The sequence below is a fragment of the Neobacillus sp. Fa239 genome, assembly GCF_055395235.1.
Genome location: NZ_AP041611.1, coordinates 121,516 through 133,212, shown reverse-complemented (window position 1 = coordinate 133,212; position 11,697 = coordinate 121,516). Strand labels below are relative to the sequence as shown.

7 protein-coding genes are annotated in these 11,697 nt (G+C 43.4%); 2 read left to right on the top strand and 5 right to left on the bottom strand.

The annotated features are described in order from the left end of the window. Window positions 1–31: 31 nt before the first annotated feature. Window positions 32–892, top strand: coding sequence for a hypothetical protein (locus ACZ5XR_RS00580; RefSeq protein ID WP_464499808.1), 861 nt, complete (start codon window positions 32–34; stop codon window positions 890–892). A gap of 37 nt (window positions 893–929) precedes the next feature. On the opposite strand, the gene ACZ5XR_RS00575 is transcribed toward ACZ5XR_RS00580, so the two are convergent. From ACZ5XR_RS00575 to ACZ5XR_RS00560, 4 genes are read right to left on the bottom strand one after another with little or no spacing between them, the layout of a single operon-like run. Then, window positions 930–2,192, bottom strand: a complete 1,263-nt coding sequence (locus ACZ5XR_RS00575; RefSeq protein ID WP_464499807.1) for a TIGR02679 family protein — start codon at window positions 2,190–2,192, stop codon at window positions 930–932. A 16-nt stretch (window positions 2,193–2,208) separates the two neighbouring features. Next, window positions 2,209–6,315, bottom strand: coding sequence for a TIGR02680 family protein (locus ACZ5XR_RS00570; protein WP_464499806.1), 4,107 nt, complete (start codon window positions 6,313–6,315; stop codon window positions 2,209–2,211). Beyond that, a complete protein-coding gene (locus ACZ5XR_RS00565) occupies window positions 6,308–7,471 on the bottom strand; it encodes a TIGR02678 family protein (protein WP_464499805.1) in 1,164 nt (387 codons plus the stop codon). The genes ACZ5XR_RS00570 and ACZ5XR_RS00565 overlap by 8 nt, the downstream gene beginning before the upstream one ends. 4 nt (window positions 7,472–7,475) lie before the next feature. Next, entirely contained in the window at window positions 7,476–8,960 is a 1,485-nt protein-coding gene (locus ACZ5XR_RS00560; RefSeq protein WP_464499804.1) for a TIGR02677 family protein, read from the bottom strand. 293 nt (window positions 8,961–9,253) lie between these two features. On the opposite strand from ACZ5XR_RS00560, the gene ytaF reads away from it, so the two are divergent. Further along, the gene (gene ytaF, locus ACZ5XR_RS00555; RefSeq protein ID WP_464499803.1) at window positions 9,254–9,883 is read left to right on the top strand and encodes a sporulation membrane protein YtaF; all 630 of its coding nucleotides are present in this window, start codon (window positions 9,254–9,256) and stop codon (window positions 9,881–9,883) included. Window positions 9,884–10,038: 155 nt separating this feature from the next. Here the strand turns inward: ytaF and ACZ5XR_RS00550 are convergent, their stop codons facing one another. Next, window positions 10,039–11,661: a glutamate synthase-related protein gene (locus ACZ5XR_RS00550; RefSeq protein ID WP_464499802.1), complete on the bottom strand. Its 1,623-nt coding sequence runs from the start codon at window positions 11,659–11,661 to the stop codon at window positions 10,039–10,041. Window positions 11,662–11,697 lie beyond the last annotated feature (36 nt).

Below are 11,697 nucleotides of genomic sequence, written 5' to 3'. Positions count from 1 at the left end.
AAAAATTTTAGAAGGCAGGTTGATTTAATCGATGAAAAGCAGAAAAAAATCGAAGTCTATTCGTGCTGCAAAAGAGCCCCAGGTAAATGTAAGAGTCCACCAATTTGCGAGTCCGGAGGAACGGCAAGAAATGTTAATGAACTTAGCGATTGGCTCACAATTTGAAATGAGGCATCGTGGAATCCTAGAGTATTATGGAAAAGACTTAATCGCCTACAAACGAGAACATACCTCCAAAAAAGCCAACGAATTTCTCAGTATTCTATCCAAATTTATGACTACTTGTTTAGAAGATAATTGTCCACCCTCTTGGCAGCAGTGTGATTCCTCATTTTGGGAGGAATTGATTTTTACCTTCTTCCCCCACACCATGCACATTTCACAAAATCGAAAAGAAGCAGAAATCTTCCTGACTCAATTAAAAATATTTGTCCATTGGCTTGATAAACGAGTCGGCTCTTCCTGGTATCCAGTGGTTGAGAAGTTTACATTAGAGGCTAAGTCAGAGCTTAATACCTGTGAACATGTCTTGAACGATATCTTTTTAATGGATTTCCCCGACCTTCATCATCCTGATTCGAAAATTATTGAAACAGCTGATCAAATCGAACTGGATTATAGCAGGTGTGATAATAAACGGAGCAGTATATTTGAAGTAACGAGTTTGATTGATGATATGGTTGTCTTGACTGAATTTAACACTAATAAGACTTATTATATTAAAGGCCTGCCAATGAAATGGTTCGTCCAAGGATTGATCATGAGCGGCGTGATTGGCAAAAAAAGCAGTGAAAAAGCTTGGAGATGGTTCTCAACAGATGGTGTATACCCAAATAGAGGAAGGGCTTATCTTAAACTAGTCGATAAAACAACGGTATCACCAGGGGTATAATCCCCTTCGGTTCTTTAACGCAGTAAAGTAGTGGGGGTCAGACCCCCACATCTTCTTTTAGGATTTGGATGAGGCCTTCTTGGTAGGCTGCTTTGCGGTACTTGTTCATTAAATCGGCTGTTTCTTTGAGTTCTGGGTCGAGGATGTTTTTCAATTGGCCGATTCTGTCTTCGATTTTTTCATCTGACATGGCTGATTTGTAAGATTGGCAGTCCATTCGCCATATTTTGACGTTGTCAGGGTACCTGCTTTTCAGCCTTTGCGCCATCATAAGTCCTTCTGGGTCGAGGTCCCCTGAATAATAAATAGTGCAGCCTGATTCGACAAGGCGGTCAAAAAAAATCCAGCTGGCCACCTTAAACTGACCATGTGTGCAGGCAATTGGTTTATCCAGCACTTCATCCATTAATGCCGAACAAACACTCGAATTTTCAAGCACCCAAACCTCCTTCCCTTCGAATGGCATAATTTTATCAAGCAGCATCAGTTCCCGAACCGGAACATTCATCACGGTTCCACACTCCGCAGCCGCTTTCCAGACCGGGTGTTCCTTCTGATTCTGGCTCGCACAAAACCCCCGGCAAGTCACAAAGCTCCATAAATCATCACGAAGGAGGCCGTACGCTAACAGCAATTCATTGATCTGTTCTGTCTGTGTCTCCGGTTGCCCATCAGCACTAATGCCTTCTTGGCTCCATGCAAGCAGATGCAAAAGCATTTTTCCCAATAGCTGATTTCTATCAAACGAATGCGGGTTTCCGGTTATCCGCTGTGAGAACAATGGCAAACGCTCATATTTTCCTGACTCTGGCAGCAGTTCATAGGCTTTCGCTACCGTTCGCAGTAAGGGAGCCAGTTCTTCCTTCTCCAGATTATACATAAATCGGGCGTCGGGTTTCCTCTCCATTAATCTTGTCAACCACCATGCCAAATGTGGAAACTCTGCGATGAACTGATCATAAAACGCTTTATCATCCTGTTCACGACGAGCCTTTTCCTCCGCTTTTGAGATGAGCGGCTCTTCGAAAAATCGCTCAAGAACTTGCTTAAGGGAAATCCCTTCTAAATTTGTTCGCGCCAATTGCTCTTCGAAAATTTTAAGGGAGACCGTCCCTTTCTCCTTGATGGCATCAGGAGGCAGCGCAAGAAACCCTGCGACCGACTCCAGCTCCTCCCGTGAAAAATCCCCTACTTTAACGGTCCCCCCGATTCGTCCAACCGAACGGAACTTTTCCCGAAACCGGATGAACAGCTTCTCAAAGCCCGGCTCCTGTCGAAACAATTCAAGCCCTATTTCCATTCATGCACACCCCTGACTAGTCAAGCAATACCGGTTCCTTTATATCCAAATACTTCTTTTGACCATCCCATTTATAGCGGATCACCGTAACAAAATCAGCATTTTTCGGACGGACAAGTTCACAAATCGACAGGCCGGAAACCGTATCATAATCTCCCCATAACGCCTGGGAATTCATGATGTAATTAAAGCCCAGCTCCTCGACCACCTGGAACATGTCGCGAATATTGTTATCATCCACACCAGCAAACGCCTCATCCAAAGAAATAATATATGGGGCCGCAGGTGCTGCCTCTTGATAGCGTGAATAAGCCGCTGTAAACAATGGAATATACATTGCCATCGCTTTTTCCCCGCCGCTAAACTTATAAAAGGCATTATTAGTAAGCTCCCGTTTCGGCTCCCCTTCACGGCGGTAAGATAATATAAAGGAAAACCACTTTCGATAATCGAGGACTTCCTTCAACACTTGATGCAAGGTATTTCCTTCATTGCGCAGTTCAATCAATTCCTTTGCCTTCGCAATTTTCGATTGGAAATGCCGGGTGATTTTATTCAAATCTTCCTCTTTTAAAAACTTACTGTTCATTTGCAGCAGCTCAACAAGATTCTTTGTGTCCATCTCCTCTTCCGTTTCAGCCGTTTTCGGCTTCCAGGCAATTGAGAAGGTTAACCCTGAAGAACTATTTCGGCCCTCCATCAGCCTGTCCATTTGCTTAATCCATTTTTCCGCCCTTTGGATTCGAGCTCTTAAAATAGAACCGACTGATTTTAATATAATATCCTCATACAGCTGCCGGTCCTGTTCATCAAGCCATTGCTGCTGATTGGCAAGCTCCCGGTCGAGCGTTTCAAAAACGAAATATGGGCTGACCTTTTGCCCCTGGTATTCCATCAAAATGATTTTTCGGCGATTTACCTGAATCCACTGCTGAATCTGCAGCTTCTCGTTCTCATTTAAATCTTCATATGCAAGTGATTCCGGCAAATCATGCGGTGAATCGTATTCTGTTAAGCGATACTCCATTAAGTTCGGCTGTTCATTATAATAGGCCTTTGTCAGCTGCTCGTTCATTTTGGCCCGATCATATTTCTTTAGCTCCGTATGATATTTTTCATAGATTGCATTAGTGCTGGAGTCTTCCATTTTGATAAATTTACGAGAAAGCTCAGTTTGCATAGCAAGCTTCCAGCCCTCAAACAAATCCAATAAGAATGAGGTTTCCCGTTTCAAAACTTCCAGCTGCTCCCTTTGCTGTCTGATGATTTCTCGCTTTTTCGGCAGCTCACCTTTTACAGAATCCAATCTGCGGTCAATTTCCTTAAGCTCTGTCTGTACCTGCTCAATGCGCCGTTGGATTTCATCCATTCCCTCAAGATTCAACTGATGCTGAATGGCTTCAATTTCCGCCCGCATCTTTTTGATTTCGCTCTCTAGAACACTGCGCTCCCCGGCGACTTCCAGGATTTCCTCTGCCAATTCTTCCAAGCGGTTGTTAATCATTTGTTTATTTTTATAAAAATTGACAAGATGGATTGCGATCTTTTCCAGCTCATTTAAATAAGCCTGATAGCTCTTCATATGTTGATGCGCGGAAAAATACGCTTCCACATTCGGGCTTAATTCAATCTGCTTGGATTTATCCTGAATCTGTTGTTTAACAGCTTGAAACTGACGAGCGGCCTCCTTGTATTGGCCATCAACCCTGTTAAAGGAATCTACTTTCCCAGCAATCTCATTTTTATATCTTTGCAGCTGATGAAAGATTTCTTTTAAATCACGGTCAGCAGGAAAAGTATCCTTCAGCTGCTTCGCTTCTTGGTAGCGGTTGTCCAAAGTACTTTGCCTGTCAGACAGTTCCAGAATATCCTTTGACACGGCTTCGATTTTTTCCACAAATTCCGCAATCTTTTCCTTTTGGAATCTTTTTCTTGAAGAACGGCCGATGAATCTTGATTTGTCTTCTGCAGGAGCATGCCCAAAAAGGTCGCCAATCCGGTAATAACCATTTTCGTCGATATGAATCGTTCCATTCGAGTCAAATGAAGGCTCATCCCCGATTAAAATCGTTCGGAGCACATCATCTATCAGCTGTTTGGAAACGGGATGGTCCTTTTCGATATCCGGATGTAAATAATCAGCGAGTGTGTGACCAAACATTGAAGGATTGGGACGAATATAGCGGTCATTCTGGATGCCTTCAGGATTTTCGAGAATTAGACTGTCAAGAATCCCCATTTCTTTTAACGCGGTTTCAATCCGTTCCTTCTGTTCGTTTGTCACATGGTCCTGAAATTCAACTGCGGCATAAAACGGAATAAAAGCCCTGCCTTCCGCGGTTAATTTTTCACGAAACACTGAAGTTGCTTCTGTCCGTTCAGGCTCAGGGTCAATCATGTTTTTCCAGCGCTCGAGCTCCGACTCATAGCCGCTCTTCTCCTGCCGCTTCAATTCCAACGAATGCTCGATTTTTCCAATTTCTTGGACAAGATTTTGCTGTAGGGCGTGGATGGCCTCAATAACCGGTGCCTTTACATCCTCGTATGCTGCATGATCGTAAAGAAAATGAATCGTTCTAGCTATTTCCTGTTTGGCGGTATCATTGAATGTTAATTCATCGTGCTGTTCCATCCATTGAAAAATCGTATCCTCGAGCGCCTGTCGGTCACTCTCGAACAGTTTTTCCAAATCATCCTCTTCATTTCGCAGTTTATCAATTTGCTGCCTTAGCTCTGAGGACTCGCGGTATTTCGCATCCATTTCCTTGCGATATTGCTCCTGATAGAGGAAATCATTTTTTATTTCTTCAAGTAAGTTCGAATAGTCAGCGGCTTCCTTTTTCCATACGGTAAAATCAAAGTTTTTCCCTTCACTTCGCTCAAGGTCAGCCACATTAATATCGTGCTGAGCGAAAGCTGCTTCCCGTGCATCCAATTCCAGTTCCTCAAGCAATTCCGTTTCGTTTTTCTCCAGATTAAAAATTTCCATACTTATTTCATCCAGTTTCACACGTTGGTCATGCTCTTGCGTCTTCTTAAGGTCTATTTGGCTATTTTTCTTTTCAAGGTCATTTTTTAAGTTTGCCTGCATGTCAATAGATCTTGTTAATTCTTTGCGGAGCCTCCAGACCTCATGCTTGTTCAAACGGTCCCGTTCTTCCTCCGCTACCTCCTTGCGCCGATTATAATCTTCCTGATCCGATTGGAGCTGGTCAATTTCTTCGGTAAGAATCTGAATTCGTTCCGCCGTTTCATCCCTGTTTTTAGACGAAGCTTGATAGGCCTTTTCGACTTTCATGAAGAAATCGGCCTTTTCCGCAAGTATAAATCGATTATATTGGTCGTACACTTCGACAAGTTTCTTCGCTGCCCGGTGCTCGCGCTCTAGCTGTTCGAGCTGCTGCCGGGCTTGGTCCATATTTTCAATCGTATCGGATAAATGACGAAGATCATCATCCCCTAACGGCGGCAGGGCTGATTCGAGAATTTCATAAATAACGGTCGGGCGGAAATCCTTCGAAAGCTTAGGGCTGCGCAGCTGAATGAGCAGCTTGATTAATTCATCATAGGCATCAAGCGTCTGAAAGCCGAAGATATATTTATTCACAAGATTCATATATTCCTTCTGGCCGCGGACTACCTCACCGCCTGAAGCTATTCGATTTTCCAATTCCTTCGCCGATAACGGGATTTTTTCTCCTTGATGGGTTTGATAGAGCTGGAATCCATCGCCAATTCTGCGGTTATCGGTAATGACGAAGCCCCAAAACTTCATTTCTTTATGTCTCTTTGCCTGCAGGCCGATTCCTGTAGTGATATACTGGCTGCTATTTTCTTTTTTATATTCTAAAAATAAATACCCTGTCCGTTCATCACGGTTTACAACATCTTTTTCACCTAGCAGGTAATCTTCCATTTTTCTCGCTTTGGAGCCAAATGGATCCAAGCGGTCGGGCGATTTTTTTCCGTCCAAAAGCACAGGCAGAAAGCTTTGCATCGTTACCGATTTTCCGGACCCGTTACTGCCGCGAAGAAGCAGTTTCCCATCGGAAAAGTCAAAAATTTCTTCATCGTAATACCAGAAATTCAATAGCCCGGCGCGGTTCATTTTCCATTTATTCATTCTCTTCCACTCCTTTCAAAAAGTCTTTTGGATACGAACCTGACAACAGCCCCAATAACGGCTTCAGCATAATCATTCCTGTTTCTGAGTGAACCTCAGCCATTAACCAACTCTCCATGACCTGAAGAAGTTCCCGGCGAATGGACGCTATTGAAGCATCGCGATATGCCTTGGACCAGCCTGCGCTATTTTCGTTCTTTAATTCTTCGAGCAATTTTTCAAATTCACTTTCTGTCAGCATAATCACGCCCCATTCATTAGGCTGGAATCGGGATTGAGCCGCATGAATAGCATGTGAAATTTGCAGAACCAAGTCACTGGAGGTTTTTTGGTCAGGAAAAATGGTTTGATAGGATTTTGGTTCCGCTACAGTCAGCATCGCTGCATTTTTATATAGTGAAAATTGAAAAGGGGTATGCTTTTCGATATCATCCGTAATCCGATTTCGGAAATTCCGCAAATATAAAAAGTCCGGGTCGTTCTGCTGTTTCCTGAAGATCGCCGGTGACATAAAAAGTTGACGATAAACCCTTTTGCGGCGCTCATCATCCCCTTGCAGCTTCCATTCTTCTTTTAAAATGTTTTCCCAGTTTGTATAGGTAAAAAGATCCTCTGGGTAGGAGCGCATAAAATATCGGCTGTATGTGGTGACTTCGTATAACGCTTCCTGCTCCTGGTCGTTATCAAAGCGGTTGACATCGCCATCGATCGTTTTCATTAATTGAAAATCGGTGAGAACCTGAACAGCCCGAATCAGCGATTTTCGGTGGGTGTAAATCGTCCAATCAAGGGGGATGTCGCCTGGATAATCCGAGCGAATATGATCGCAAAACTCGGAAAGCAAAAATTGTTCCTCAATGGCTTTTCCTTCTAAAAAACTTAAGGCACAGCAAAAAATCGCATAATCCATCGGCTCTTGAAAATGCTGAATGCCCATCCAGCTTTCAGGTTCAACTGGAATTTTTTCGAGCTTCGCAAAATGGCGGTGAATGATTAAACGCAACCCAAACTTGTCATCGATATAGCGCCGTAACACTTTTTCCCGTTCCCGAATGAGCTGGTACCAATCCGGCTGATCAGAGCGAAGAATCCAATAATGATCAAATAGCAGCTGGAGCCCGCGCTCGGCTTTCTCATCAAATAAATTCTCTTCCATTTCCCTACTCACCCCCGGAAAAAATAAATTCAGCATCAGGCATTTCCAATGTCCCGTCATCCGCCTGCAAGACTACTAAATTTTCTTTATCAATTCTTACTTTTACTGTCATGCCAAAATCGGTCTTAACTTTTTGCTCCTTGCTTGCCATCGACTTGCCAATCCATGTCAACAGCATTTTTCTTACCTTTTGCTCAATCACGGGGAGCTCGGAAATTTGGATCCGGTAATCGTCCATGTACTTTTCAATTAACTGTTTTTCGTCTTCAAGCTGCCGCAGATACAGATTTCTCATTGCTTCTTTTTCCGCATGATTGCCGATAATCGCCCCTGGTTTTGTTTTTTCACGGTAGCGGTTCGTTCGTGGCTTTATTGTGATTTCCTGCGGTGACTCATCCCAAACATCTGAATAAATATCCTCCGTTGGCGACCCTTCATGAAAAAGATGCCTGGTTTCAAGCGCTCCGAAAACGACAGCGGAAAGCTTGTGTGCATCATTTAATGCTTCTAAATTCGAAAACCATTTCGCCAGATGCAGATAATCCTTTCTCCGGCTGCGGAAGTTTTGATGGCGTTCGCCAATCCGCTGGACGTAGCGGGTAATGCGGCGGATCATTTCATTGGTTTGCTGTTGAAGCATGTCTAGCTCGCTTTGATGGTTCGGGCTGCCGAGAAACCAATGCTTAAGGGAATGCCATAATTCCTCATGCTCTTTCATCATTTCTTCTTTGGTGAGGCCGGTATCTTCAAGCCTCGGGATCAACAGTTTATGATTGATGACCATTTCATAGATTTGTTGTGTTTTTTCTGTGTTCAGCTCTGTTAGCCTCTGGCCGATTTGCATCGCCGTTTTTTGGAGGGAAACGATAAAATCCCTCAGATAGGCGGTAAATTGATTTTTATAGACGAGGAAAGCCTCCGTCTGCATTTGTTCCTCAGTTTTTTCACTATTCACATAGGCGATATAGTCTGCTGTGCTCCTGCGGATCGTTCGGAAATAGCTAAATAAATCATCCCAGATTTGGGCAATTTCCTCTTGGTTTTGCTCGGTGAGCACTATGGATTCAAGCTTGGTAAGGGCCTGTAATAGTCGGTCAAACTGTGTGCGCTCAAGGGAACCCTGGAAGGTGTCGCCCAGCTTTTCCAGTTGCTGCAGCATGCGCTCAATCTCAACGGTATATGGAGTACACTGGTAGCGGAACCGCTTTTTCTTGTACTCCTCCACTGTTTTTGCGTTTCCCATATCCTGCCTGGCAATCAAGTTATTCCATTTCACAAGCTGAGCAAGGTCAAGATGTAGCTGCTCTTCTGTATATTGATGAAATTCAGGGATTTCCTTCACATTTTCGTAGATTTCTTCTGGTGTAATATAATCTCTCATTCTTTCATGCTGGATAAAAAAGAAACGTAAAATGGTCCGGTAGCTCCAAGCCTTCTCAGCAGTTAAATAACTGGCCTCTATTACCTTCTTCATAGTATTCTGATTCATTTCGTCACCACTTTTAGATTTTCCTAGTCTAATTGTACCGAAAATTATCGATCTATAGGAGGAAAAATATTGGAAGTAATTATGACAAACTCTTGAACAAACAATTCTGATATTCACCATTATCGACAAATAATTCGTAATCCATAATACCGTCCACCATGTGCGGACAAATATGGGTGTTTTGTCCACGAACGGTGCCCACGAACGGTGCCTGTCACCCAATTTTTGTCGCACTTAAATTTCCCTTCTTTCATACACATAGAATGTATTAATGCTTCTAGGGGGATTACAGCATGCATTGGTTAACCATATTATTATTAGGTGTCGCGGCAAATCTTGATAATTTAGGGATAAGTGTATCTTATGGATTAAAATCAACACGCATCCCCTTTACTTCTAATCTGGTAATCGCGATTATTTCCATGATTTGTGCCTATATATCGATCACTGCGGGTACATTAATTTCACATTATATTTCCTTAAAGATTGCCAATATTATAGGAGGTTGTCTCATTATCTTCCTGGGTGGAAAATGTATTGTGGAATCTCTATATCCCAAAGCTGCATCCGTTGGTAGTCCTGGTCCAGATTCCGAGCAGGTCCGGGTTGATTCTAACTATTCAAAGGTAATCACTCATCCGGATTTGGCAGATATTAATGAAGACAAGGTTATTACATTTAAAGAAGCCATCCTATTAGGGCTTGCGCTGGCGCTGAACTGCTTAGCAATGGGACTTGGAGCAGGCTTTACAGGCATTTCACCTTACTTAGCCACGATTTCCATCGGCGTCTTCTCGTTACTTTCAATTTCCGTTGGAATCATGTTCGGCACTAAAATCACCGGAAATCGAATCGGCCAATACTCCAACATCATCTCCGGCCTGCTGCTCATCATGATCGGAATTTACGAAATCATATTTTAAAGTGACATTTATTAGGTGACAGGCACTGTTCGTGGACAAATAAGGCCATTTCGTCCACCTCAGGAGGACACACAAAAAGTGACAGGCACCAAGCGGGGGCATATCCCCTTTTTGGTGCCTGTCACCTTATTGTTTTCCGCATAAATTGAAAATTGTCACCCTACTTGAGATTCCTCATCATTGTCTGGAAGGTGTCTTTTCGGAATGTCGAATGAGTATTCCGGAAGGGGGAACAGGTCGGAGAGCCTTTTCACATTTCCCTCTGCATCCTTAAACACAATATGCTCACGGGTGAATTTCCTTGGAGTATCAATACCGCAGGCAGCAGCCAATGCAAATAGTCCCTGACGTACGTTAAGGATATAGTTCATCACGCGCCATTTTTTCTCTTCCGGTACAAGTGCCTCTTGATATTTTGGATCTGTGGTTGTTACCCCGGCAGGGCACTTCCCGGTATGACATTGCATCGCCATAATACATCCATTAGCAATCATAAACCCTCGTGCAGAGTTTACAGCATCTGTCCCAATTCCAAGTGCAATCGCAATTTTATCAGCAGAGATCAATTTACCGGATGCAAAAATTTTCAGTTTATCTCTGACTCCAAACTGGTGAGCCTTGTCAACCACAGCGATTAATGCAGGATATAGGGGCAGCCCCATGGAATCGGCCATCGATTTAAAGGTAGCGCCTGTTCCTCCTTCTCCGCCATCCACCGTAATAAAATCCGGATAAATCTGCAGCCGATTCATAGCATCATAGAATTCATCCAAATTGGATTGGTGCCCTACCACCAGCTTAATTCCAACCGGCTTCCCGCCTTCATCCTGTAAGGTTTTGATGAACCGTAAAGTTTCAATAGAGTTTCGCAAAAATGGAAACCGGTTAGGTGAATTGATGGTTTGGCCCACTTGTACCTTACGGATACCGGCAACCTTTTGTGTAACTTTTGCTCCTTCTAAATGTCCGCCGCGAATTTTAGCGCCTTGCCCAAACTTGAGCTCGAACGCTTTTACATTTGGTTCTTTGGCTTTCTGTTTAAACTCTTCAATTGAGAAATTCCCTTCCTGATCCCGGAAGCCGAATAGGCCGGGGCCAATCTGTACCACCACATCAGCACCGCTTTCCAGATGCTCTGGTGCAATTCCACCTTCGCCTGTATTAATCCAAGATCCACCTGCCATCATACTGCCATAACCGGTGGAAAGAATATAATGTTCACCAACAGCACCATAGGAGGTAGCCGAGGCCCCAAAAGGTCCTGAAAGTCTCCATGGAATCTCCCTGTCAGGGCCAACGACAATTACGTCCTCCTCATGATAAAGCCAGCGTATTATTTGATCCGCTTCAAGGCGCTCCCTCCTTGTAAATAGACCTTCATTATCGATTTTGTATTTCATCGCATGGATTTTTTCTTGATTGTTTACCCTCAATTCATCGTTTAACAACGGGAACAAACTGTTCGATATATAGTAACCTGGTTTTTCAAAGTCCCGCTTGGAGCCAAAACTTACTAAATCGCTGCGATATTTTGATGAAAAGACAATTCCCAAGAAGTCAGCCCGGGAAAAAGGTCTACTGCCGTTATCACTATCAAACCAATATTGTCTTAACTCCGGACCCAGTTTTTCTAAGAAGTACCGTACCCACCCGAGATACGGGTGGGCCCGAATAATGGAATGCTGTGGCTTTTTTGCAAGATTATGTAGATACAATAGTACACAAATCGGACCACCAATAAACACGACCAAAAGGAAAATTAAAATTGTCCATAACAAGTCAAACTCCTCCTCTTCCTTTTTTAGTTACTACTT